This is a genomic window from Scytonema sp. HK-05 (assembly GCF_963872035.1).
Classification (GTDB): domain Bacteria; phylum Cyanobacteriota; class Cyanobacteriia; order Cyanobacteriales; family Nostocaceae; genus Kalymmatonema.
Map to the genome: position 1 here is coordinate 1 of NZ_CAWMYC010000002.1, position 25,504 is coordinate 25,504.

Sequence of the window (25,504 nt, forward strand, 5' to 3'; positions counted from 1 at the left end):
CCAAACCCTCGTTACCAGGTTCAACCTGGTAACGAGATATTAGAGCCTCTGGCTTTTATTGAAAATGGTGCAAGATCTGAGGCAGCAAAGGCGGGGCTTTGCGCTTACGCCAGTCGCCGTGACAGTTGGAAACACTCCTTGGCTGCGCTGGACTCACCGCAAGCGAGGAGGGGAAAACATCTCCCCCTCTCTGCTTGCGGAGAGGGGGTTGGGGGGTGAGGTTCCTTTGTGTATTGCAACGAAGAGAGAATAACGGTTCCGTCTGCCAGTTTTAATAAGCGAAGGACTGATAAACTTCTACTTCAGGTTTCTCCTCAACTGAATCGACAATCGGATTAAAACGCAACAAGTGACGAGCGCGAGGGGAGAGTGTATCCAAGGCTTGCCGTGGTATATTAATAGACACTTCCGGACGATACAGCCAGCGGCGACTATAGCCAATAACTACCATCGGACGTGGGATTGAGGTGTGGTTAGGCGTACCCCGATGCAAGCCCCGCACATCGCGGATCATCACGTCACCGAGTTGCATTGTCACTGGTTCTAACTTGATTTCACCCGACTCCATGCGGCGCAGTCCTTCCTCCTTGGACATCATGTGTGTACCGCGTGTAATATCCATTGGACCGTTTTCTAGGGTGATATCGACCAGCGGAAAGTTTACTGCTAGTTGATATGGTGGCGTTTCCTTACCAGTTTCGGGGAACAGTGGCAAAGTATCTCGATGCACGTCTTGATAATCAGAACCAAGCAACGGCGTATCAGTTGCCAACTGGCACATCACCATGTCTTTGCCTACCAATAGCTCAACAATTGCCAAAATATCCTCATCTTCGTAAATATTTGCATCGGCAAAGGGAGTCGTAAACGGAAGCGTGACATAATAGCGGGCTGAACCTCGATTCTGAAGCTTGCCTTCGCGCTCAATGTGCTCCTTGAGTAACGGTGCGAAAGCCTCGCGCCAAGCATCGAGTGTTGCCGGGGAGAAGTGATTGGGCAACACGCAGTAGCCATCAAGCAGTACTGCTTGGGCAAAGGATTCAATTTGTTGTTGGTTATAGCGTTGTATAGTCATATGCTAATTTTAAAATCAGCGATCCCCGATAGTGGTGAATCAGTTGTTAAAACTTGTTACACAGTTTCGGCAAGTATCCTGACTGGCTCCCTACAAATTAATACACTAAAGCTGAGCGCAGGTATTTTAATTTTGCTTTCGGGGATAATTCCTTTTATAAAGCAGTGCTGAGAGGGAGAACCTACCATGACATCACAAGATATAGTGATCTGGCTACAAGAACGCACGGCTTTAGGAATTCTTTCGCCTGCATCTTTGAGCGCATTAACCGAAGTTATTAAAGAAGAAGTTTTAAGCGCAAACCACCGTCTAGTTACCGAAGGGACTCCTCCAGAAGCCTTGTATATTCTCCAACAAGGTCAGTTGGAAAGCGATAGCAGCAATCAAACCAACCCAGCCTTAGCTGTTGGGTTGCTTCCCGGAGCAGTTATTCACCTACAAGAACTTCTTTTAGAACAATCAGCGCAGCGTACAATTACGACAGTCACAGAATGCCATTTGTGGGTTGTACCTGCCGCTAAATTTCGGGAGATACTCAGCCAGTATCCTGAAATTGCTCAGGCTTTTTCCCGCCAGATGGCGCAAGAATTAGCTCAAGTCACATCTGCTCTCACCTACGAACAGGAACGTTCCACAGCGTTGCGACCTTATTTAGTAACCAAGGCGCAACGTGGAATTGTGGGGACAAGTCGCTATGCTGTGCGTTTGAGACAAGAAATTCGAGAAGCAGCAGATGAGCGTAAGTCAGTGTTGATTTTCGGCGAACCAGGTTTAGGAAAAGACATTATAGCAGCCTTAATCCACTTTGGTTCCAAACAGCGGCGAGAACCGATTATTAAAATTAACTGTGGTATTCTCCAAACAAGTGGTGCTGATTTGTTTGGTCGCGCCGGAGGTAAACCAGGACTGCTGGAATGGTTGGGGGAAGGCACTTTAGTTCTCAACAACATTCAAGAAACACCAACAGAGTTGTTGCCGGCGTTAGCAACCTTGTTCAAAACGGGCAAATATACTCCCGTTAGCCGTTCGGGAGAACCAACCCCCGAACCCCGCGTCAGCAATGCTCGCATTTTGATAGTTGCAGAAAAAACACAACCCACAATTGAACGCTGTGTTGGTCGTGTTATCAAAGTGCCACCACTGCGGGTACGAAAAGCTGATATCAAAGCACAGGTTGAATATTACATCAGTCTTTACACACGCTCCAGAGGTATTGCCCGACCGAAAGTCAGCCCAGAAGCATTGCGCCGCTTGCAGTCCTACGATTTCCCCGGCAACTTAAAAGAGTTGCAAAATCTAGTGGAACGGGCGATAGTCCAAGCAGGGGAGGCAAAAGAACTCACAGAAGAAATTTTCTGGTCAGCTGATACTAAGAAAAAGCAATTTCGGGTGAATCTGTTGAATGCTTATCCTGGTTTGCGGAACTTTTTACGTAGTCCTTGGTGGCCTGATCGCATCAACTATGGTTTTACTTTAGCAGCGTTTGCCTTCATTGTCGGAGTGCTATTTATTGGTCCACAAACGCGCGATCGCAATTTCGCTTTAAATCTATTTTGGGCTTGGTGGTGGCCCTTCTCCCTGCTGGCATTTCCCTTTTTAGGTCGCGTTTGGTGTTCTATATGTCCTTTCATGATTTATGGGGAAGTCACGCAAAAGCTATCTCAAAAGTTCTTTCCTCGACAGCTGAAACGCTGGCCCAGACATCAAGCTGAAAAATGGGGCGGATGGTTTCTCTTTGGGCTGTTTACCCTCATTTTCTTATGGGAAGAACTTTGGAATTTAGAAAATACCGCCTACCTTTCTGGTTGTTTGCTGCTTTTAATTACTGCTGGGGCGATGATATTTTCTGCCATTTTTGAGCGGCGGTTTTGGTGTCGTTATCTCTGTCCCATTGGTGGAATGAATGGGTTATTTGCCAAACTCTCCATGACCGAACTCCGGGCGCAACAAGGTATTTGTTCTGCCACTTGTACCACGTATCAATGCTACAAAGGTGGACCGCAAAAGGGCGAGGGGATGGAAACTAATGGGTGCCCGTTGTACTCTCACCCAGCACAGTTGGAAGATAATCGAGACTGTGTGCTGTGCATGACTTGTCTCAAAGCTTGTCCCCATCGTTCTGTTGAATTTAATTTACGTCCCCCTGGGGTTGAACTGTGGACAACTCATGTTCCCCATACCTACGAAGTCGCACTGTTGTTTTTACTGTTAGGGGGAGTATTTCTCCATCGCTTACCAGAGTTGCAATCTTTGGTAGGGCTACATCTGGATTTAACCCAGTTTTTACCTCACTTAGGATTATCTTTACTGGCTCTGATTATCCCAGTAACTATTCCTTTTTTGGCATATGGCGTGATGCAAGTATTATATCTAAGTAACAAAGGTTTAAAATCTACTCAACAAAATCCTAAACCGCGACGATTTGTAGAGCTTGCCTATGGCTACTTACCACTTGTACTAGGAGGAAACTTAGCTCATTATTTGCGTTTAGGTTTGGGGGAAGGAGGGCGTATTCTCCCGGTAAGTTTTGCAACCTTCGGTTTAAATGGTGAACAATTACCTATATTGCTGGCTCATCCAGCCGTGATTGCCTTTTTGCAGGGAGTCACCCTGATTTTTTCAGTGCTGTTGACGGTAGTATTAACACAAAAAATTGCTCGTCAGCCGATGCGTTCGCTTTTTTGGCAACACTTGGCAACTATAGGGCTAGCAGCTAGTCTATGGGCAATTATTGTATCTAGCTAATTTGTTCGTAGTAAGCGCTTCAGCGCTATTGTTTACACCATTTTGAATTATTTTATGGCTAGTTTTTTAGAACCACCACGCTTACGCATCGGTGAAGACAGCGAAGAAGAACGACGCGCCACTTGGCTGGAACTGTTTTATGATTTGGTGTTTGTCGTTGCAGTTTCTCAACTCGCCCATTATCTTCACGATCATGTTTCCCTATCAGGAGTGTTGGGCTTTGTCGCTCTTTTTATACCCGTTTGGTGGTCTTGGATTGGTAGCACATTCTACGCCAACCGCTTCGATAGCGACGACGTGACACATCGAGTCCTGACTGCTGTGCAGATGCTTGCCATTGCTGCACTAGCTGTTAATGTCCATCACGGCTTGGGCGAAACTTGCACTGGCTTTGCCCTTTCCTATGCTCTCGGTCGCGCTGTGCTTGTCATTGAATACATCCGTGCTGGACAGCACATCCCCACAGCACGTCCGTTGACAACTCGTTACGCCACAGGTTTTGGAATTGCTGCTATCCTTTGGACTATATCAGCATTTCTACCGAGTCCTTGGCGGTTTGTATTCTGGGCATTGGGGCTTATCATTGACTTCGCCACACCCCTTTCAGCACGCAAGTTGATGCTAGAACTACCTCCCCACTCCTCCCACTTGCCGGAGCGTTTTGGGTTATTTACTATTATTGTCTTGGGTGAAGCGATTGTCGCTGTGGTCGATGGTGTCTCAGAGCAAAAATGGGATGTTTCAACGGTAATCGGCGCAGTTTTCGGTTTATGTATCGCTTTTAGCTTGTGGTGGGTCTACTTTGATAACCTGGGAGGCACACCTATTCAGAGGACGCGGACAGAAGGACGAATTGCCATTTTCAATATCTGGCTCTACACTCATCTACCTCTGGTGATAGGCATTGCCGCTACCGGAGTCGCCGTGGAACTCGTATTGTTGAGCGAGAGTGCGATCGCATTACCCGATGCAGTGCGATGGCTGCTGTGTGGCTCTGTAGCGCTGTGCTACCTAACTTTAGGTATTCTCCACCGGATTGGGGTCATCCGCTACTGTAAAATTCGTGCCAAGTTTCGCATTGGGGCAGCGCTTCTTATCCTGGCGATCGCCATTTTTGGCAAAGGTTTATTACCTGTTGCGGTCATTGGGCTTGTCGCCGTAGTCTCTGCTGTGCAAGTTGTGCAAGATTTGTCTCAAAGCCGTCCTACAACCCGCTTAGTTGACCCAGAAATTTAGTTTCAAATACTTGATGAAAATAAGTCGCAGCGCCAGCCCCCTATTTCGGCATGGATGCGGCTTGTTTGCTTAAAATGGGTAGTAATACCCAAGGATGAGCGGTGTTAAGCTAACAATTAAGTGTCAACACCCCTGCCTAAAGGCTATTGGCTCTCTAGCCTCAAACCGATAGGATTAGTTGACCAGACGCGCGTACCTTGAGTACTACGTTATTGGTAAGTGTTTAAGTTCCTACCTTGGGATGCGTTCGCGCAGCGTGCCGTTAGGCATAGCTAGTTCCAAGCTCTAGAACCAATCATATTAAACAAGTTTAGAGGGTTAAGCTAGTGTATGAATGGAAGTACCGACCAATAACATTGTCGTTCGCGTTCGCGCAGCGTGCCCGCAGGGCTCAGCGTCTCCCCTTGGGAGAAGCTAACTTTACTCCCGCAAGGGAAGGCTCTATGGAGCAAACTATTATGCGTACAGGGTGAAAAATATCAGTTCGCAATTGCCCGAACGAAAGTACAACGCATTCATTACACGGTATTAAGTAACCCCAAGGCGGTAATAGTTCACAAAGATGCAAAGCCGTCCTAGAAAGACGGGGTTTGTACCCACAATTTTCGATGAGTGAGCCTATGAGAGATATTATCACTGTGTACATTTGGCTTCCTAAGGAGTTCTTAGGGCACGCTTCAATGCAGGTAGGCGAAGATACTTATATAAGCTTTTGGCCTAACAAAGAAGTTTTAAACCGCTCATCAAGTGAGATTCGTAAAAATATAATTAATCATAAAAACCATAACATTAATCAATTGTTATTTCAGCACTTAAATCAGATAAAAAGTGATAGTTACGAACAAGATTGTTTGGTTTTAGGTAAAAATGGATCGAAAAGAGAGGCAGACTGTATAGTTGAGTTATTAAACCTTCCTCAAGAGCCTATAAAAATATTTTGGAGAGAATTTCAAAATCAGCAAGTTTCCTACCATTTGATAAAAAGGAACTGTTCTTCAGTCGTTGCAGAAGCGATAAATGAAGGCTGGAAAACTTATGTTGCGGCTGAAACAACAGTCAATAATTTTTTCGGAGATTTGGAAACCGTTGCAGAATATGAAAAAGATTTTGAAGCATTAAGCTTCACCACCGCTGCATTAAATTTAGGCAGATTGCTTTTTTGGTCTCCAAAACAAGTTTTGCTTTATGCACAAATGGTCAAAAGATTAACAGATGGAGTACAAGCGAAAGCCAACCTATAAAATTTCGTTCCTCTCATACCCAGTGCTAGAAGTAACTTAGAAGGCTGGACTATTTTCGGCGTGTAGTACCCTCGCCCCCACTAATTACATTCTGTATTCTGAGTTCTGCGTTCTCTTGTTCTTCTTCAAATTATCGTGTTGTCAGCTACAGTTTTGCCACAAATAAATGGGCAAGAATAGGAGGAAATGTCTAATAATGCAGCTTTTCCTTTGTAAGTCATGCTGCGATTACATGAAACCTCGAATCATTGTCTGTGGCTTAAGTCGCACCGGATATAAAATCTTTCGTTTGTTGCGACAACAGGGGGCGTTAGTCGTCGGCATTCATCATAAACCCATCCCAGGGGAATCAGCAGGAGATGTGATTGTCGGCGTACTGCACGCAGCTAGTACCTTAACAGCAGCGGGAATTCAGCAGGCGCACACTTTGGTGATTGCTGGACCTGACGATGAACTGAATTTGTCAATCATGATGCAAGCGCGGGTGTTGAATCCGCGAATTCGGATTATCAACCGCTTTTTTAATACAAATTTGGGCGATCGCCTCGATCAAACTGTGCCCAACCACTTGAGTATGAGTGTTGCCGGTTTGGCAGCACCTGTCTTCACGTTTGCGGCTTTGGGAAACCAAGCAATTGGACAAATCAAGCTTTTCAAACAAACTTGGCCGATCCACGAAGAATATATAGATGAAAATCATCCGTGGCTAGGTCGCAAGCTGGTTGATTTGTGGAATGACCGTTCGCGGATGCTCATTTACTATATGCCACTCAAGGGTGAGATCGATTTGGTAGCGGCGGTGTTGTCTGGACAAGAGTTAAAGGTGGGCGATCGCCTCATCGTTGGTACTCAACCCCGTGTCCGTTCCATCCGCAAATCCCTAATTGCAAAAGTGTTGAAAGTCCTGACCAATTTGCGGCAGTTTAAGAAACACGCGGAATCAGTGGTGGCAATGTCTATTGTGCTGTTTGTCATTGTTGTGATTGCCACACTCACCTACACTTCTACTAATACGAATATTTCTATTGTTGATGCCTTATATTTTGCAGTAGGCATGATTACGGGAGCAGGTGGTAATGACAAAGTCGTAGAAAACGCTCCTGCCAGCATTAAATTATTTACCGTTTTCATGATGCTAGTTGGGGCTGCCGTAATTGGTCTATTGTACGCATTGCTCAATGATTTTGTTTTGGGCAGTCGCTTCAAGCAATTTTGGGATGCAGCACGAGTTCCCCACCGCCATCACTACATCGTTTGTGGCTTGAGCGGCATAGGTATAAAAATTGTCCAACAACTCTATGCTAGCGGACATGAAGTGGTCGTCATTGAACGCGATTCTAACAACAAATATGTCAACACAGCCCGTGGAGTAGGTATTCCCGTCATTTATGCTGATGCCAGCTTCTCAGCAACGCTCAAAGTCGCCAATTTAGAATCTGCCGCAGCAGTGCTTGCCGTCACAGGGAACGACGCGACTAACTTAGAGATTGCCCTCAAGGCAAAATGCATGACACCCAAAGTGCCGGTGATAGTCCATTACGCAGAGCCGGATTTTGCTCGTATGGCGCAACAGGTGTTTGACTTCGAGGCGGTTCTGAGTCCTGCTGAACTCGCAGCCCCAGCTTTTGCCGCTGCTGCACTGGGTGGAGAAATACTCGGTAATGGCATCACAGCAGATAGTCTTTGGGTAGCTTTTGCAACTTTGATTACAGCCTCACATCCCTTTTGCGGTCAGCCAGTGAAAGATGTTGCCATGTCCGCTGACTTTGTGCCTTTGTACTTAGAAACCAACAGCCAAACCATCCACGGCTGGGATTTACTGGAAACGAGCCTGAGTGCTGGGGATGTGTTGTATTTGACTATGCCTGCGACACGGTTATATCAGTTGTGGCGTAGTGCGCCGCCGCAACTGATGGCGAGTTGATGATAACCCGAATTTAATTTTCTCATGCAAACTTTTTACCCAGTACTACTGGGTCTTTTTCTAATTCCTTAGTCTAAAGTCTAGTTTGGGAGCATCACGCTCACAATTGGTTCGTCTAATGTAAACTTTTTCTACTTTTTTGAGATCCTAATTTACTAGGTATAAAATATCTTTTACACTTGTTAAATTTCAAATTTTTATTATTTCTTGGAAGTTAAATTTCTTCATAACAAGATGAATAAATTAAAAGCATATGGTCTAACAGTTTTACTTTCAACTTTCACATTTATCCAAGCAAGCCAGGCTGCAACCATTCCTCCACCACTTGAGGAACAAGTTCAGGAGACAGCCCAGTGGTTCATTGGTGTATTTAACAATGCTCAACAGGTCACAAGTAACCCTTCTGTTCCTTTTATCAGTATGTCCAACTGTGGGGTTCAATTAGACAGTAATGCTTCTAGTAATGAAATACAGAACGTTTATCTGGAACAAAGAGGTGCTATTGCTCGCCAACGCCTTTATTCCTTCAGTCGAGGAATTTCTGCTGTAGAACTCAGTGTTCGCAGCCTTGTTAACCCAGATATTTTAAATGGCATATGTGGTGAGCCAGAATCACAGCGAATTGTTAACACTAGTAATCTATTAGCAACAAGCTGCAATCTCGAAATTCTATGGGAACCCAGTCGTTATGTAGGAACTAACGCTCCAAATGGTTGCCCAACAAGTACTGGTGGCAAGGTGGTTTCCAATATTGTTTTTTGGCAGACTGGTATTGACTCATTGGATCAGATCTTTGATGCCAGAGGTAATTTAATTGTCAATACACCAATCCAATTTCGGCGAGTTTATACTATTCCCGAACAATCATATACTTTGGGACTTATAGGCTTTGCGATAAGTTATGTAGGTCTGAGACATAGGCGCAAACAGAAACAAAGATTAACGCAGGGGCAAAAAACGTTTATCTAAAGTTTATGAACGAAGAACAGAGGTAGCAGATGAATACTGTTTGCATGACAGACAAAGGGGAAAACTGAAAGAAAAAAAATAAGTTGTTTAGGGAACCATCCTAAATATGTAAATTTATTTGATTTTGTAGTCCAGGCTTCTAACCTGCTTCGGTAATAAAGTAGGGAGCTTTTCGGCTCCTACTACCATCTTTACAAAATTGGGATGCTCCCGTTGTTTAGCCTATTCCCCTGCGCCTTCATAACCTTAGTGAAATTCAACTTCTTCCATCCACGCAATACACTTTTCCATTTGCTCTTTCATTGTTTCAGTATCACTATGATACCTTCGCCCATGACCTGGTAGAACCCACTCAAATGAGTAATGAGTCAGCTTACGCATCGATTGAATCTGTTCTGAGAAGGAATACCAGCTATAATCGCGGAACGCATAAAGGTGCTTCAGTTCATTAGACCATGCCAAATGGTCGCCAGTGAACAAAAACTTGTTCTTATAAAGTAAAACTGTGTGTCCTTTGCTGTGACCTGGAACCGGAATAATTAATACATCGGGAGCCAACTCAATGGGTTCTGTCCCTGTAAGCTGAATTTCCACACTACGAGTATCAGCAGTGATGTCATCTTTATGGAGGATGCGCTGACACTGAAAATGCTCCGCGAACTTTTGATGATCCGCCACATCATCTCTGTGAGTCAGGTACATATAGCGAATTCCTCCCATCTTTTCCAAACGCTTGACTAAGGGAGGGGTAAACCGGGGAGAATCTACTAAAATATTACCTTCAGGTAGCTCAATAAAGTAGCTAGCAGCGCCGTAGGAATTTTCCGAGTGATAACCGCAATGGTAAACATTATCCTCTACGGGGATAGGAAAACTCAGTTGAGCGGCTTTGACATCTTGGGGCTTTTCAACTGTACCAATAGAACTGGTAGGACAAGCTAAAAGAGCTTGAAGCGCTGCTAATCTTTGGGCCTCGTTAGCTGGTTGGTGATGCACCGCCGACTGTTCACCAGCTTCAATAAACACCTCTGGTGCCATCCATCGACAAGTATCACAATCAATGCAGGAAGTATCGACATAAAAATCGCCACTGACATTTTCGGGGCGACGCAGATTTAAATGAGCCATATGAAACCTCTTTCGCCCAAGCACTTGCGCTTAAGGGCGACGAACCCTGTATCCCCACGTTAGCAAAAGCGCTGATCGACTGTTGGGGAGTGATATTTGATAGAAGGAAATGGGATAACTTAATTAAAAGCACTCAGAGAATCTCTGAGTGCAAATGGTATATTCTGAAGTCTAGGCGATCGCCTAAATTAAATTTAAAGGATTATTGACACTCCCCAGCCTAAAGGCATGGGGATTCTTGCTTCATCCGTCCTCCCTAGACACCCAAATGCAAGCATTCAAATATCCCCGTTTGGATACGTCCACAAGCGCACACGGGCTGTCCGACCGCGTTTGAAACGATTTATTCAAATTTTTTATTTCTCATTCCCACACTATGTCGCACTCAGCTGAGCATTGTGGATGGTGAAGCAGCGCGGTCTTGGGGGTTTCCCCCATGAGCGACTGCTGAACCCGAAGGGCGAGCTACCAACGTTGGCTATCTAGGCGTATTACCGCAGTGCCATAAGTATGATATCACATCCGTATGCCCAGTTTAAATAAAGCCGTCCTAGAAGGACGGGGCTTTAGACCCAGTTTTTTCGGTAAAACTTAGACAGGTTTCAAAAGTTAGAAAAAGTTAGAAGTTTTTAAATGAAAAGGTCACAAAAAGCAATCATTTAGGCAATGGCGCTTACCCTGGTGTTCCAAGTTTGCACCCATTCGCATTCCTTAGGGTCATCAAGGCGCTTGCTTGTCCAAGACTACTTATAGGAATCAGTAAGCTTTGATTCTTCGCTTTCTAGACCAATTAAGCGATAAATAAAATTTAAAACTTTTTTCATTGTTTACTCCTCGATTTTGTAATTGGTGTTCTACATATATCCTCAACGTGTCTGCTGGCGTTTCCAGAAACAAAACATTTATTTTTTTATTAAGTTGGGTACCTCTATTACAAACACCTCTTGTTCCTGAAATTACTGCGAATCTGGCGCAGGTATTCTAACTTTTAAACGAAACGGTTTAGTTTAAGTTGTACAAACTAGGAGGGCAAAAATAAAAACCCCCCTGGTTTTACCTTCAAGGGGGCGAGGAGGTCATTTGGAATGTGGCGATCAGCAGTCTAATTATCAATAGGTGCAAGGAAAACCGACTTATGCACCTTACTTTTCACCGGATGTGAGAAACCTCGCTTCCATTCCTCTCTCCTACAAGGAGAGAGGCTTTCATTTTTCCCCCTTCCCTAGTAGGGAACTCGGGGCCCCCACGGAGTGGGGATTAGGGTCAGGGGGCTAGTACCGCTGCGCGGAAGTCAAAAGTCAAAAGTCAAAAGTCAAAAGGCTGATTCTGTGGGCTTTTCGCGCTATGAGTGAATGGTAGCTTTATTTCCGCCGTCGTGTACTAGGGGGTTAGGTTTTTCGTGGATTTTTCCACATGGCGTGAAAAGTCAGACTTATGCACTTGGAGGCGATTTTACTTGTGCTGCTCAGGTGCTAGCAGTTCTACATAGTCAGCAAGTTTCTTAAGTTGTTTCAATTGTTGGGTTCACGCCAAGTTGGTTGAGCCTTAAAGCTTGTGGAATGTAAAATCTAGTAGTTACACAAAATAGCTATGACTGAAATTGTATTTCTAGTTGAAGAAGATCCAGACGCTGGCTATACAGCCAGGGCATTAGGGGAATCGATTTTCACTCAAGCTGATGATATCGAAACCCTGAGAGAAATGGTGCGTGATGCGGTTCATTGCCATTTTCCTGATGCACAAAACCGTCCTAAGGTCATTCGTTTGCACATAGTCCGTGATGAGGTTATTGCTTCTTGAAGCTCCCACGAGACTTATCTAGTAGAGAATTAGTTAAAGCTCTTGCTCGTCTTGGATACGAGGTGAGTCATCAGACAGGTAGCCAGATTCGGCTAACTACCCTACGCAATGGTGAACATCACGTCACTGTACCAGCGCATGACCCTATCAAGATAGGTCACTTAACGCAATATTAAGAGATGTTGCTGACCATACTGGTTTGATCCGTGAAGAATTACTAGAGCTTCTATTTGGATAATTAGTCATATTAGCGCTTTAAACTATTACAGGTTTTGTTGATGGAATTGCGATTGGCTTTGCCACAGAAGCGAATCGCGATTGGGCACGAGGGCACTGGCACCTTTGCAATCGCCTCATCTATCTTTTCACGACGTGCGATGCTCGCAAAGGGAGCCGCCCAAAGGGCGGGCGCGGAGCGCCATCGCCCTTTAAGCGATCGCAAAAATTTCCAAGCCTTGTCTCAACCTATCAGTAGATGCACTTTATCTACCACAACATCAATGACATGATGAGTGATAGGAAGGCTATCAATGACCATGCCAAGGCACAACAGCATCATGTAGGAGATGGAATAGAGAAACAAACCTTTAGCTAAGCTGCGGTCTTCTGGGTTTTGCAACAATTGCCAAGCTTTGTAAATAAATACACTTCCTAAGCCGATGGCAATGACTCCGTAGAGGATTCCACTCACTTGCAAAGGATAAACTAACAAGAAAGTTGCTGCTACGGTAATTATGGTATAGTACCAAATCTGCCGCACTGTAGCCGTAGTTCCCGCAACTACTGGTAGCATTGGTACGCCAACTTTTGCGTAATCATCCCGAATCATTAAAGCGAGCGACCAAAAATGAGGCGGTGTCCACAAAAAGACGATCGCAAAGATTAACCATCCTGCCCAGCTTAACGTACCCGTGACAGCTGCCCAACCTACCAAAGCTGGAATTGCCCCTGCTGCACCACCAATAACGATATTTTGAGTGCTATGCCGTTTTAACAAATGAGTATAAACTAGCACATAAAAAACCAGACCAGACATTGCTAGCAGGGCGGCTACTAGGTTGGCAAATACAGAAAGCAAGGTAAAGGAAATGACAGCCAAAGTGGTGGCAAAAATCAGAGCATCGCGCGGCTGTATTCTCCCTGAAGGCAGTGGACGATGACGCGTGCGCTCCATGTCATAATCAATATCCCGGTCATAGACACAGTTGATTGCTTGGGCGCTTGCAGCTGCCAAAGTGCCACCAGTCAGTGTAACGAGCAATAACAGTGGATCTACCTCTCCCTTTGCTGCAATCCACATACTTCCAGCAGTGGTAATGAGTAGCAAAGGGATAATCCTGGGCTTTGTGAGCTGGTAGTAGCTTTGAATAACTTGTAGAAACGTTTGATGGTGGCGAGAGACATTAGTCTCAATCATTTTGGCACTATTTCCTTTTTTTCAAAACTTATAGGAACTCATGGCTAACTGCTAACAGCTAACAGCAACCAAAAATGAGCAATTAGCCATTAGCAGCCATGAGTAATTAGCAAGTCGATTGTCATGGATTCAATCCATCGATTGCTTGTTGGCTTATAGCGCCTGCTTCTTCCTTGTTGCTCGTAGCGTTGATCCCACGGCTACTCACCCAATCTCGCAGTGCGAGAACTGTAAAAGCCACCAAAGTACCCAGCAAAGCTGCCCCTATAGCTTGGTGAGAGACGGTGAGTGGCTCAACTTGAAGATGCAACCGGAAAGTGGCAACTCCCAACAGGAGTTGTATAATCAATAACCCACCAGCGAGATTTGCCAGTCGCCGTAAAGCTGGATGCAGTGCTGGTGTCCGCCAAGAAAGAAAGACCACTGCCAATGTTGCTACTGTTGGGGGCACGACGCCAGCAATATGGCTGTACATTACGGCACAAAGTTGAGATGCGCCAAAGCATTGATGGAGCGCCCAGCGAGAGCCTACCAAGGCACCTAGTAGACTTTGCAAATAAACTAAAATAGCTGCTGTTAAACCAACATACGGCAAGTTACCAACGGTTCCGGTTCCCTGGTAGGGGATGAGCGCGGTGCCGATGACCAATAGGGTAGTAAAAAATAACAGCGCTGTTCCTAAGTGGGCGGTGACAATATCAAACCGCAAAAGTTCAGTGACAGTCAGTCCGCCCAAAACACCCTGAAAAACGATTAAAAATAAGGCGAATGTGGATGCCCAAGGAAGCCATCTAGGTAAAGAGCGACGATGCCACCAAGACATTCCAACGAGTGCGATCGCGCTGACACCAATCAATGCCGCATCTAACCTGTGAAACCACTCCAAGAAAACCTGGAAATTCATTTGCTTGGTTGGCACAAGTTCCCCATAGCACAAAGGCCAATCAGGGCAAGCAAGTCCAGCATTCATCACACGGGTGGCACTGCCTATTGCCATCAAAATCAAGGTGGCTACACACATTCTCCACACCAAGCGACGAATTCGTTCCTGTGGCACCTGCTGCGGCGCAGTCGTTATGTTTTGTTGTTCTAGGACAAATTCGCTCATGAAGGATACCTTCTGTCGCTCTTTGAGAGCTATCTACGTTCTAAATGTGTCAGTACCAAACGGACATCTTGCAAGGGCAGGGGAACCCAAAGGAAGTTTGGAGTGGCGGCGCAGGACCGCTTCAACTTCTCGCCACAAGCAAGTGTCCTCCTCATCTCCCACCCTAGCGTACAAATAGGGTTCGAGACTGGCTCTCACTATACTGTGAATCACCCTAACCACTTTTTGCCTGAAGCTTTAGGGATTTTTAAGTTGTCAGGCAACCAGAAGAACTTAGAACACAAAATTTAGAATTGGTGAATGTTCCTACGAATCAATTCGCACAATTCAACAAGCCTGCATGAATAATAAATACAGAGCCTCGCATCCTGACTCGACACCCAGTTGCAAAAAACCATACCTGTGTTCTTTTGTTCTTTTCTCGTCGGGCATTGATTGATGGTAATTACTCTAAATCCTTGAAATTTTTCCCCCCTACCACATCCACCCTGCGGCACATCTCATAAACTACTTCTGCTCACAATTGAGAAAATTAGCCTAAAAATTAATAAAAATTTCAAGACTTCCCCCAATATGTCTTTTAGGCTGGACTACTGTAGTAAGTGAGCAGTTCTGTCCAACGTAGTAAAGTCATTAACTCAATAAACCCGTGAAAATTCCAAGTTCAATCTGGACATTACTCATTGGCATCCTGCTGACCCTAGTCAGCCTTTGGTACGGTCAAAATCATGGTCTACTACCAATAGCAGCCTCTGATGAAGCCACTCTGGTGGACGGTTTGTTCAACACGATGATGATCGTCTCCACAGGTATATTTCTGCTTGTAGAAGGTATTTTAATTTACTCTGCCATCAGATACCGTCGGCGTGCAGGTGACAATGCAGATGGTCCGCCAGTTCATGGCAACGTACCGCTAGAAATCCTTTGGACAGCGATCCCAGCTGTTATCGTTATCGGTATTTCTGTTTACAGTTTCGACGTTTACAACGAAATGGGCGGCTTCAATCCTCATGCCGTCCATGAAGCCCCGATCGCACCACAAGCAATGAGAATGCCTGGGGCAGCTATAGCAGCAACTTTAAGCGATACACCACCCAGTACCGAAGCCAACCGAAATCAGGAAAGATCTGATGAGGCAATGCAAGACCCAGCCACAGCAGCAGTCCGCAATGCTGATCAAATTCCTCAAAAGCAGGAAGCTCCTGGTACAGGGTTAGTTTCTCCCACCATTGGTCCTACTCCCGATAAAGAAGGCAGACCACCCGCATTTGTGGTGAACGTCACAGGTTTGCAGTATGCCTGGATTTTCACCTACCCTGAAACTGGTGTTACTTCCGGTGAACTACATGTTCCGATTGGGCGTGAGGTACAACTCAATATGACAGCGAACGATGTTATCCACGCTTTTTGGGTGCCAGAGTTTCGCCTTAAGCAGGATGTGATCCCCGGTCGGCAAAGCGAGATTCGCTTTACGCCCAGCAAAGAAGGTGATTATGCGCTGATCTGTGCTGAATTGTGCGGTCCCTACCACGGCGCGATGAGAACACAAGTTGTTGTTCAAAAGCCGGAAGAGTTAGAACAGTGGATTCAAGAACAGCTAGTTGCTAGCACAGAAGAGCTCAAGCAAGCAGTTGCTGTGAATCCTACGGATTTATCTCCACATGAATTTCTCACTCCTTACACAAGCCAGATGGGAATTCATTCAGAAATGCTACATCAACTGCACAAGTAATTATTCATCATCAGTCATTAGCAACTGACTTCTGAGTTGTGAATTCTGACTTCTGACTCCTGACAACTGAAATTTTTATGACACAAGCACAGGTACAAGAAACAGCCAATATCCCTGCTCGAATTGAAGAACCAGGGGTAAGAAATTGGCGAGACTACTTTACCTTCAACACTGACCATAAGGTAATTGGGATTCAATACCTGGTCACTACGTTCATTTTTTACTGTATTGGTGGCGTTTTGGCTGACTTGGTTCGTACTGAACTGCGAACCCCAGAATCAGATTTTGTCAGCCCGGAACTGTACAACAGTTTGTTTACGCTGCACGCCACAATCATGATTTTCTTGTGGATCGTGCCTGCGGGCGCAGGGTTTGCTAACTTCCTGCTGCCGTTGATGATTGGGGCAAAGGATATGGCATTTCCACGCCTGAATGCTGTTGCCTTTTGGATGATTCCTCCTGCTGGGTTGTTGCTGATTGCCAGTTTGGTAGTGGGCGATGCACCCGATGCGGGTTGGACTTCTTACCCTCCCTTAAGCTTGGTCACAGGTCAAGTGGGTGAGGGAATATGGATTATGAGTGTCCTCCTGCTGGGTACATCTTCGATTTTGGGGGCGATCAATTTCCTTGTCACCCTGATCAAAATGCGTACCCCAGGCATGGGATTCCATCAAATGCCTTTGTTCTGCTGGGCAATGTTTGCTACCTCAGCGCTGACTCTGGTATCAACGCCAGTGCTCGCAGCTGGTCTGATTCTGCTTGCTTTTGACTTACTTGCAGGAACAACATTTTTTAACCCGACTGGCGGTGGTGATCCAGTTGTGTACCAGCATATGTTCTGGTTTTACTCCCACCCAGCGGTTTACATCATGATTTTGCCCTTCTTTGGGGCGATTTCCGAGGTGATCCCCATTCATTCGCGCAAGCCAATTTTTGGTTATAAAGCGATCGCCTACTCTAGTCTTGCCATCAGCTTTTTAGGGCTTATCGTCTGGGCGCACCATATGTTCACCAGCGGTATCCCTGGTTGGTTACGGATGTTCTTCATGATCACCACAATGATCATCGCCGTACCTACGGGGATCAAAATTTTCAGCTGGTTGGCAACTATGTGGGGTGGCAAGCTGCGCCTCAACAGTGCCATGCTCTTCGCGATGGGCTTTGTTGGCACCTTTGTGATTGGCGGGATCAGTGGCGTGATGTTGGCGGCGGTGCCGTTTGATATTCACGTTCATGACACCTATTTTGTGGTGGCGCACCTGCACTATGTGTTATTTGGTGGTAGTGTTCTCGGTATTTATGCGGCGATATACCACTGGTTCCCCAAAATGACTGGGCGGATGCTAAACGAATTTTGGGGTAAGGTTCACTTTGCCCTGACGATTGTCGGTCTAAATATGACCTTCTTACCCATGCACAAGTTGGGGATGATGGGGATGAACCGCCGCATTGCTCAATATGACCCCAAATTCACATTTCTCAACGAAATTTGCACCTACGGTGCTTATATACTCGCGGTTTCCACATTCCCCTTCATCTTCAATGCGATTTGGAGTTGGATGTACGGACCCAAAGCAGGTAATAATCCCTGGCAGGCATTGACCCTAGAGTGGATGACGACCTCACCGCCAGCGATAGAGAATTTTGATAAATTACCAGTACTCGCGACTGGTCCCTACGACTATGGCTTGCAGAACACCAACCAGGGTGTCCCCTTATCTGACCCAGATCCAACCTTGTCTGGTGGTCCTAACTCGGTGTTACGCGCCGAACCGGACGAGCCATATGCCACCATCACTGCCGAGAAAGAAGAACGCTAATCAATAATGGATTATGAATGATGAATGCTAAAAGATTTCTTCATTCATAATTCATCAGCCATAATTCATCATTAAACGGAAGATTCATGCAAAGTCAAACTATTGACCCAGCAAAGACAGCCCTTAATCATCATCACGCTGCTACAGCAGAAGCTCATCACGAAGAACATCCAGATCATCGCATCTTCGGGCTGATTATGTTCCTAGTCGCTGAAGGGATGATTTTTCTAGGGTTGTTCGGGGCTTATATAGCTTTCCGTTCTACACTACCTGCTTGGCCCCCAGAAGGCACGCCAGAGTTAGAACTGTTGCTACCAGGAGTCAACACTATTAATCTGATTGCTAGCAGTTTTGTTATCCATAATGCCGATACCGCTATCAAAAAGAACGATGTGCGGGGAATGCGAATATGGTTCGGTATAACTGCGGCAATGGGTATTATTTTCTTGGTGGGGCAGGTGTATGAATACACCCATCTAGAATTTGGTCTAACTACCAATTTGTTTGCCAGTGCATTTTATGTCTTGACTGGCTTCCACGGTTTGCACGTGACTATCGGAGTTTTGGCAATTCTCGCCGTGTTGTGGCGATCGCGCACCAAAGGTCATTACAGCGATGAACATCACTTTGGTATAGAAGCAGCCGAAATTTATTGGCACTTCGTTGATGTGATTTGGATCATCCTTTTCGGTTTGCTGTATCTGCTTTAAGTTGTGGTTTTTACTCCACCTCAGGACTGATAAAAACCCCCATTTGGGGGTTTTTAGTTTTTTTATTGTCTCTTGCAAAAATTAAGAAGAATGAAAATGAAACCACAGATGGACACAGATGGACACAGATGATTAACGAGTGTTTATCTGTGGTGTGGTTCTAAATGGGAGCATCCCAATTTGGCAACAAACCGGAGGTGGATTTTATTTGCTTTTCCCAAGCATCATCTTTTCCACTAAAGACCGCCATAATCTATCGGGAAGAATGGCATGCATAAGGAAAAACAACTCGCCATGAGGGGAATAACGCAGTCTGCCAGAGTAATCATTTGCTGCTCGATAAATTGTTTTGGCAACACCTTCGGGTCCTGGCAGCGAATCATTAATTTTTTCCATGAACCCCTTGAGTTCGTTGCTCATCTGTGTATAATCAGCATGAGTCGCCCAAGCTGTACCGTGATTAATGAAATTCGTCCTGATGCCACCGGGTTCAATAATTTTTACGCGAATACCAAAACGGCGTAGCTCATAGCGTAGAGCTTCAGAGAGTCCCTCTACAGCCCATTTTGTTGCATGATAAGAGGACGTAAGCGGGAAGGCAAGACGACCCCCTATTGAAGTAACATTAATGATTGTGCCTCCTCCCTGTCGGCGCAAAACTGGAAGGATAGATTGGATAGTGGTCACCAGCCCGAAAACATTCGTTTGAAACTGATGCTCTAACTGCTCAGGTGTAACACCTTCAAGCGGACCCATAAGCGCGTATCCAGCATTGTTAACTAGCACGTCAATGCGCCCAAAATGCTCTAATGTTTTGTGCAGCGCAGATGTGATTGTCTCTGGGTCCGTCACATCAAGATGTGGACAGATAACTCGTTTTGCTTTAGCCCAATCTCCTGCTTTATGAGGCGATCGCATGGTTGCTGCAACATTCCAACTTTTTTGAAGGAAGTATTTCGCGGTCGCTTCACCAATGCCACTTGAAGCACCTGTAATCAGAATGGTCTTACTCATCGTTGACTTCTGTGAAATCCAAATACTGCTAAGCAAAAGCGTAAACTGTGGAGTATACTCCACAGTCAAGTGGTTTCTTCAAGAGATGGATTGATGCAATGCTGATTGGTGAACTATCCAAAAAAACAGGATTGTCGAAAGACACAATCCGCTTTTACGAAAAAATTGGACTCATTACTGCCAGTGAACGCCAAGCAGGAACAAGAGCCTACAAAGATTTCAGTTCAGAAATGGTTGAGCGTCTTTTGATGATTCACCAGGGTAAAGGATTAGGCTTCACTCTCGGTGAGATGAAGCATTTGCTGGATGAATGGGGAGAAAAGACCATCCCAAAACAGGAGCAAGTCCAAATTATTGAACGCAAACTGCAAGAGATTTCTGAAAAGATGCGTAACTTGGAGAACATTAAAACTTATTTGTCTTCCAAACTCCGTCGATTGCAAGAGGAAGTTTGTAAAGGAAATTAATTGATGCTTGACTGTCATGTATTACACGGAGGTAAGTGGATTCCTTTTTCCATGTACTACACCTTTACCCTTCTTCAGCCTTCCCACGTATTACATGGATCAGTACAATCAGATCCTCAACGTCGGTTTTTTCCTTACCGAGTCAGGCATTAATTCCTCTCTCTTCAATCAGGAGCAAACGTACAATTATTAGGTTTGCTTATCATATCTTTTTTCCATAAAATCTGAAATACTGTATTTTTTAATACAGTTAATGAAACAGTATTCTGATTTTCAATCTGTTTTTCAAGGCACTCGCAAAACTTTTTGGTCTACTGAAGTTACAAAAGGGTAAAGCAGCATTTGCTTACGACAAAATCAGGGCTTACGCACTTTACAAATTAACAATTATGTGCTGTTAAATCGCCGTTTGCCTCGTTCCCAGGCAGAGCCTGGGAATGTAATTAGGCGAGCCATTTGATGGTAGGCAGAGCCTCCTTAAAGAGCAGCATTACAAGGCTCTGCCTTGTAACGAGAATGTGATTTCACAGCCTGCGTTCTCTGTCAATGCGTAAAAGCTAAGTTATTAAAAAAATCACTCTAAAGACAGATTTTTAGCTTAACTGTCTTAACTGTCTTAACTGTCCTACCTGACTTTCTTAACTGTCTTAACTGTCCTTGTCTTTAAGTTTGAAATATGAAATCTTATTTATACACATTATTGCTTATTCTCACTCACGAGAAAAAGCATTGTTATGGCAATATATCTACCAAAATCGAGTCAGAAAAAAATTCCACATGGCATACCAATATTTCAATACATAAAGCAGCCCAGAAAATCGGTTCAACTCTGATTTTTTAATTTTTTGGCTTTGGTTCTTCTCAACTCAGCTTCCCTGACTCATTTTCTGCTTTTTAGTCTAAAGTCCAGTCTTAATATTTACTTTATAAATCACCTTTAATAATTAGGTATCAAGGAGTTCCTTTTATTTTGGATATCACTCTCTTCTCTGAAACAATTCGAGACAATTTCCTTCCTCTAGTCATTATTGCCTGTGCCATAGGAGTAGCAGTCAGTTTTTTTGGTCTGTTATTTTTTTTAGTTTTCTTATTTAAAAAAATGAGTCAATTCATGACAACTCGTTTCTTATCTACTCAAGGAACAAGAATGTATAACAAAGTTGTTTCTGACTATCAAAATTTGTTGGTCTTAACAGTCGTCTTAGTGCTGATTGACTTGACTTTGTTACTGATTCCCAAACCTAATTGGCTCAACTACCTGGAATTTGCTCTAGCGTTGTTAGTTGCCATTATGGTGGGTTGGTTGACTTCTCGCTTGTTTGAGAAATTCTACCAGGCTTACTTGCAAGAAAATGCCCTCAGCCGTAAAATTAACGCTGAGTTGCTGATGGTCGGTAATGTCGTTGCCGATACAGCTATTTTTCTGATTATTTTCTTCATTTTTGCTCAGACTCACCAAGTCAATGTCTTAGGTTTGACAGCAAGTTTGGGACTTGGGGGATTAGCTATTGCTTTTGCAGCGCAACAGACTTTGGAGCAGTTGTTGGGTGGGATCATACTCTATATTGACCGACCTTTTGTCATTGATGACTATATCGGTTTACCTGATGGGACATTTGGTAGAGTCGAGTCCATTGGGTTGCGTTCCACTAAGATTCGTAATTCTGGCAAAGGAACTTTAACCATAGTTCCCAATAGTTCCCTGACAAGCATGAGTATCGAGAACTTCACGGGAGCCAAAAAAGTTGTTTCTCTGGTTTATTTAACTTTCTATCGAGTTGTGCTGGAAGATGAAAGAGCTTTGATTCGTCAAGTCATATTAGAAAGTACCAATGAGATTTTTGGTATTGACTCTCGCAACACGGATGTGACATTTAAAGATACTATCCAAGAGGGAAGAGCCAATATGACTCAGGCTCAAATAAACTTTTTCATTCTTGGTTCTGGTGAGATGTCAATGGATATGCGCCGCCAGTTACTAGATATGGCGAAACAAAGCATGACTCTGCGATTAAAAGAGTATGGTATTAGCTTCGATATTGAAGAAAGACCGATTGATGTTGATGCACCCATTACTATCTAACTTAACCTAACTTAACTCTTGGGCGGAAATGGAAACTCTACTGAGCATAAAACTTTGGTTTTCGTTGGACGAAGCAACACAAAAGCTTCTGATTACAATTGGAATTAAACTCGCCATTTTCTTATTCTTTCTCTTCCTGGCTTGGATCGTTGGGAAATCTATTCCCCGCTTTCTCAAGCTAAGTGTTCGGAAATTTGCGCCCCAACTGTTGTTAAGGATTTATGAAAACTTAGTCGAGCCACAGGAAAAGATACTGGGAATTGTAGCAACATTAATTCTCGTTTCTGTTTGTCTAAATTTTATTCAAGAATACACGGGATTTTACCGATTTTTGAAATTTTTCTCCGACCTATCAATAGCTATTAGTTTAGCAATATTCATTTCTGGTTTATTTCGTCAATTCTTGCGTGTCTACGGAATTGAATTGATTCGTAAAGTGGGTTTTGAAATTGATGAGTTACTGCTCGTTTTTGAAACCATTGCTAATTTTGTTATTGGGTTTATTGTGGCTGTAGCATTTGCTCAAAGCCAGAATGTGAACTTGATTGGTTTAATTGCTGGTTTGGGGATTGGGGGTATAGCGGTTGCTTTTGCGTCTCAAAAAACTCTGGAACAGATTTTTGGAACAATTGTTATATACTTAGACCGTCCTTATATCCCTGGAGAATACATTCGCGTTCACTTAAGTTCCCAAGGAATTTTATTTGCCCGTGTCGAGGCTATTGGTTTGCGTTCAACTAAACTGCGGACACTTGCTAAAAGTACCCTCATAGTTGTTCCCAACTCACTGATGGCAGAAGCAGATATCGAAAACGTGACGCGAGGGAAAAAGGTCATGGTGTTGCTCTATCTTGATTTTACTCGGCATTTAGAAAAAGCTGAACAAGCATTGCTAGAAAAAGTCATCAAGGAAAGTACCAGCACATTGTTTGGAATAGATCCAAACAGTACAAAGATTAGTTTGTTTCCCCATCAGGATGATCCAAAAGGAGTTCGTGCTAGGGTGAGTTTCTTTATTTTAGGCTCAAATGAAAATTCGATTGAATTCCGCAAGCGTTTATTAGAGTTAGCCAATGAATCTATATCGAAAAAGCTTGAGACTCATGGCATAGAATTTACCATGCAAGAACCAACACTCTACCTTGATTCTCCCGTACCAATTTAGCTGTCTTTCATTACTAAGCGTGAGAGAATAATAGAGCAGGGTAAGCACATTTCAAATGGTATTGACAAGCGGATTGAGAGTCGTTACTACTACAGATCGGCCTAAGTAAAATTTCCAAGATTATGAGCGACTAAAGTGAGAGAAATCAAGACTTGTGAAAGTGGAAAATATCAAATTGCTAATTAATTTCATCTAATAGATAACTAAGCACATCCACTACAAAACCCGTTGCAATCGTTATGGAAAGAGCTATTGAAGTAGCCAAAGATTGATTCTTCTATCAAATCCCCCAGTAGCAAGCTTTGTCCCATCCGGACTAAAGGCTATGGCGCTTACCCAGTCGGAATGTCCATAAAGTGTCGTTATTAACTCGCCTGTTGTTAAATTCCACAGCTTAATTCCATCTCTGCCACCACTGGCAAGGGTTTGTCCGTTGGGGTTAATAGCTATTGTATTCACCCAGTTGTTGTGTCCTGTCAAGGTGCGAACTAATTCTCCACTGCTGGCATTCCAGAGTTTAATCGTGCGATCGCGGCTGGCACTGATCAAGGTATTTCCATCTGGAGTAAACAGGAGTTTGGTGACTGTATTCGCATGCGCCCCTGGAACTGTACGGATTAATTTTCCAGTACTCAAATCCCACAGCTTAACAACACCAATATTGTCACCACTTGCCAGCGTTTGACCGTCAGGACTAATTGCCAGGGTATAAATGAGGTTATCAAAGCGTGTCAAAGTAGCAAGTGGGCGCTGCTGTAGCAAATCCCACATCCGAATACCGTCCAATGCACCGCTAACGAGAACTTTACCATTTGGAGTGACTGCTAAGGACAGCACATTGCTCGTATGCCCGACAAAGGAGCGAGTAAATTTATTGTTTTTCAGGTTCCAAAGGTTAATCGTGTTATCATCACCGCCACTAACAAGAGTTTGACCATCTGGCGAAATGACCACAGATTCTATCGCTGTTTGATGCGCTCTGTTGATAATCCCACGTCTTTTGCCAGTTGCTGTATTCCATAAGCGAATGATGCCATCGTTATCAGAACCGCCGCTGATCAGAGTTTGGCTATCTGGAGTGAAGGCAAGGGATTTAATAGTTCCCAAATGCTCTGTGAAGGTGTAAATTAGTTGTGGATTAGCAAAGCTCGTGGTAGGTTGATCGACTGGTGTAATTTGTGGTGTAACTTCAACCTCAGCAGGAATCGCAGACGGTATTCGCATTAGGGGAGCAATAGCAACAGCACCTGCTACGCTCATAAGCATTAGAATATTTTTGGCACTGGTCATTTGAGATTTAGATCCTTGTCTACCTGTGGACGCTGAGCCCTTCGCACACGCTCTTGCAACGCGTTTTGGATTTGGGAGAGGAATTTATTGTAATTATTTATATACATATATTTCAAATATCTTAAGCTATCCTGTACCAAATTTTAGGGCAGGAAAGCCCCGCCCGCAAATCAGGATACCGATGCTCAGGGTTGCAAAGCATACCGTAGTTTAAATGGTTCTCCCAGCAACCATGTAAGTAACAGCCTAATCTCAAATCTCAACAGACCAAATCTACTAATATGGGGGCTTTTTCTTAGAAACACTCAGCATAGGTAAAGGAGAACTTGACGACGAGCGGGAAGGTAGGTAATGTTGCACCACAGGCTCCTCAGGCAGGGGTTGGCGCTGCTGGATACGCCACCACTTGTAAGCTAGCGTTATCCCTACTGTTCCCACGCCAAAAGCAAACAACGACCAGCTATCGTCAAATCCACCAATTAATGCATCTACCACTCCCATCGTAATCAATACACTAATGAGTGGTTCTTTACGGTAGGCTAACTTTAAAAAACGAGGAAATACAGCATTCATCACAGCT

The 25,504-nt window shown here is 44.3% G+C and carries 22 protein-coding genes; 15 read left to right on the forward strand and 7 right to left on the reverse strand.

From position 1 onward, the window contains the following. Positions 1–219 (forward strand): hypothetical protein (locus AACT52_RS01035; protein ID WP_233153836.1); only part of this gene is annotated, 219 nt, incomplete at its 5' end. A 52-nt stretch (positions 220–271) separates the two neighbouring features. On the opposite strand, the gene AACT52_RS01040 is transcribed toward AACT52_RS01035, so the two are convergent. Then, positions 272–1,075 (reverse strand): phytanoyl-CoA dioxygenase family protein, encoded by an 804-nt coding sequence (locus AACT52_RS01040; RefSeq protein ID WP_073628962.1) that lies wholly within the window; start codon positions 1,073–1,075, stop codon positions 272–274. A gap of 186 nt (positions 1,076–1,261) precedes the next feature. On the opposite strand from AACT52_RS01040, the gene AACT52_RS01045 reads away from it, so the two are divergent. The 5 genes from AACT52_RS01045 to AACT52_RS01065 all read left to right on the forward strand — a co-directional run bounded on the left by AACT52_RS01045 (position 1,262) and on the right by AACT52_RS01065 (position 9,190). After that, positions 1,262–3,820 carry a sigma 54-interacting transcriptional regulator gene (locus tag AACT52_RS01045; protein ID WP_073628964.1) on the forward strand — a complete coding sequence of 853 codons (2,559 nt, stop codon included), beginning with the start codon at positions 1,262–1,264 and terminating at the stop codon, positions 3,818–3,820. Positions 3,821–3,874: 54 nt separating this feature from the next. Next, entirely contained in the window at positions 3,875–5,056 is a 1,182-nt protein-coding gene (locus AACT52_RS01050) for a low temperature requirement protein A (RefSeq protein WP_073628966.1), read from the forward strand. A gap of 620 nt (positions 5,057–5,676) precedes the next feature. Further along, a complete protein-coding gene (locus AACT52_RS01055) occupies positions 5,677–6,297 on the forward strand; it encodes a hypothetical protein (RefSeq protein ID WP_073628968.1) in 621 nt (206 codons plus the stop codon). A gap of 232 nt (positions 6,298–6,529) precedes the next feature. Further along, the gene (locus AACT52_RS01060; RefSeq protein WP_073628970.1) at positions 6,530–8,221 is read left to right on the forward strand and encodes an NAD-binding protein; all 1,692 of its coding nucleotides are present in this window, start codon (positions 6,530–6,532) and stop codon (positions 8,219–8,221) included. A gap of 234 nt (positions 8,222–8,455) precedes the next feature. Then, positions 8,456–9,190 (forward strand): chromophore lyase CpcT/CpeT, encoded by a 735-nt coding sequence (locus AACT52_RS01065; RefSeq protein ID WP_073628972.1) that lies wholly within the window; start codon positions 8,456–8,458, stop codon positions 9,188–9,190. Between the two features lie 246 nt (positions 9,191–9,436). Here the strand turns inward: AACT52_RS01065 and AACT52_RS01070 are convergent, their stop codons facing one another. Continuing rightward, positions 9,437–10,318, reverse strand: a complete 882-nt coding sequence (locus tag AACT52_RS01070; protein WP_073628974.1) for an MBL fold metallo-hydrolase — start codon at positions 10,316–10,318, stop codon at positions 9,437–9,439. Between the two features lie 1,590 nt (positions 10,319–11,908). Here AACT52_RS01070 and AACT52_RS01075 point away from each other — a divergent pair. From AACT52_RS01075 to AACT52_RS01085, 3 genes are all read left to right on the forward strand, one after another. Beyond that, a complete protein-coding gene (locus AACT52_RS01075) occupies positions 11,909–12,118 on the forward strand; it encodes a 2-oxoisovalerate dehydrogenase E1 subunit beta (protein WP_073628976.1) in 210 nt (69 codons plus the stop codon). After that, the gene (locus tag AACT52_RS01080; protein ID WP_233153837.1) at positions 12,115–12,294 is read left to right on the forward strand and encodes a type II toxin-antitoxin system HicA family toxin; all 180 of its coding nucleotides are present in this window, start codon (positions 12,115–12,117) and stop codon (positions 12,292–12,294) included. The genes AACT52_RS01075 and AACT52_RS01080 overlap by 4 nt, the downstream gene beginning before the upstream one ends. Positions 12,295–12,396: 102 nt before the next feature. Beyond that, a complete protein-coding gene (locus tag AACT52_RS01085) occupies positions 12,397–12,627 on the forward strand; it encodes a hypothetical protein (RefSeq protein ID WP_143172727.1) in 231 nt (76 codons plus the stop codon). Here AACT52_RS01085 and AACT52_RS01090 read toward each other — a convergent pair. Further along, a complete protein-coding gene (locus tag AACT52_RS01090; protein WP_073628978.1) occupies positions 12,579–13,535 on the reverse strand; it encodes a heme o synthase in 957 nt (318 codons plus the stop codon). The two genes, AACT52_RS01085 and AACT52_RS01090, sit on opposite strands and share 49 nt — an antisense overlap. A gap of 121 nt (positions 13,536–13,656) precedes the next feature. Beyond that, positions 13,657–14,643: a COX15/CtaA family protein gene (locus tag AACT52_RS01095; protein ID WP_073628980.1), complete on the reverse strand. Its 987-nt coding sequence runs from the start codon at positions 14,641–14,643 to the stop codon at positions 13,657–13,659. Positions 14,644–15,292: 649 nt separating this feature from the next. Between AACT52_RS01095 and AACT52_RS01100 the strand changes: the two genes are divergently transcribed. The 3 genes from AACT52_RS01100 (at position 15,293) to AACT52_RS01110 (ending at position 18,905) form a co-directional block, all read left to right on the forward strand. Continuing rightward, positions 15,293–16,375: a cytochrome c oxidase subunit II gene (locus AACT52_RS01100; RefSeq protein WP_073628982.1), complete on the forward strand. Its 1,083-nt coding sequence runs from the start codon at positions 15,293–15,295 to the stop codon at positions 16,373–16,375. Positions 16,376–16,452: 77 nt separating this feature from the next. Further along, on the forward strand, positions 16,453–18,195 hold the full coding sequence (ctaD, locus tag AACT52_RS01105) for a cytochrome c oxidase subunit I (protein WP_073628984.1): 1,743 nt from the start codon (positions 16,453–16,455) through the stop codon (positions 18,193–18,195). Positions 18,196–18,281: 86 nt separating this feature from the next. Further along, positions 18,282–18,905: a cytochrome c oxidase subunit 3 gene (locus AACT52_RS01110; RefSeq protein WP_073628986.1), complete on the forward strand. Its 624-nt coding sequence runs from the start codon at positions 18,282–18,284 to the stop codon at positions 18,903–18,905. Positions 18,906–19,109: 204 nt separating this feature from the next. Here the strand turns inward: AACT52_RS01110 and AACT52_RS01115 are convergent, their stop codons facing one another. Further along, the gene (locus AACT52_RS01115; protein WP_073628988.1) at positions 19,110–19,919 is read right to left on the reverse strand and encodes an SDR family oxidoreductase; all 810 of its coding nucleotides are present in this window, start codon (positions 19,917–19,919) and stop codon (positions 19,110–19,112) included. Positions 19,920–19,966: 47 nt separating this feature from the next. Between AACT52_RS01115 and AACT52_RS01120 the strand changes: the two genes are divergently transcribed. From AACT52_RS01120 to AACT52_RS01130, 3 genes are all read left to right on the forward strand, one after another. Next, the gene (locus AACT52_RS01120; protein WP_083630123.1) at positions 19,967–20,386 is read left to right on the forward strand and encodes a MerR family transcriptional regulator; all 420 of its coding nucleotides are present in this window, start codon (positions 19,967–19,969) and stop codon (positions 20,384–20,386) included. Between the two features lie 1,111 nt (positions 20,387–21,497). Then, positions 21,498–22,469, forward strand: a complete 972-nt coding sequence (locus tag AACT52_RS01125; RefSeq protein ID WP_233153838.1) for a mechanosensitive ion channel family protein — start codon at positions 21,498–21,500, stop codon at positions 22,467–22,469. A gap of 28 nt (positions 22,470–22,497) precedes the next feature. Further along, the gene (locus AACT52_RS01130) at positions 22,498–23,634 is read left to right on the forward strand and encodes a mechanosensitive ion channel family protein (RefSeq protein ID WP_073628990.1); all 1,137 of its coding nucleotides are present in this window, start codon (positions 22,498–22,500) and stop codon (positions 23,632–23,634) included. Between the two features lie 249 nt (positions 23,635–23,883). Here AACT52_RS01130 and AACT52_RS01135 read toward each other — a convergent pair whose 3' ends face one another. Next, entirely contained in the window at positions 23,884–24,924 is a 1,041-nt protein-coding gene (locus AACT52_RS01135; protein WP_233153839.1) for a WD40 repeat domain-containing protein, read from the reverse strand. 276 nt (positions 24,925–25,200) lie between these two features. Continuing rightward, entirely contained in the window at positions 25,201–25,497 is a 297-nt protein-coding gene (locus AACT52_RS01140) for a hypothetical protein (RefSeq protein WP_073628992.1), read from the reverse strand. Positions 25,498–25,504 lie beyond the last annotated feature (7 nt).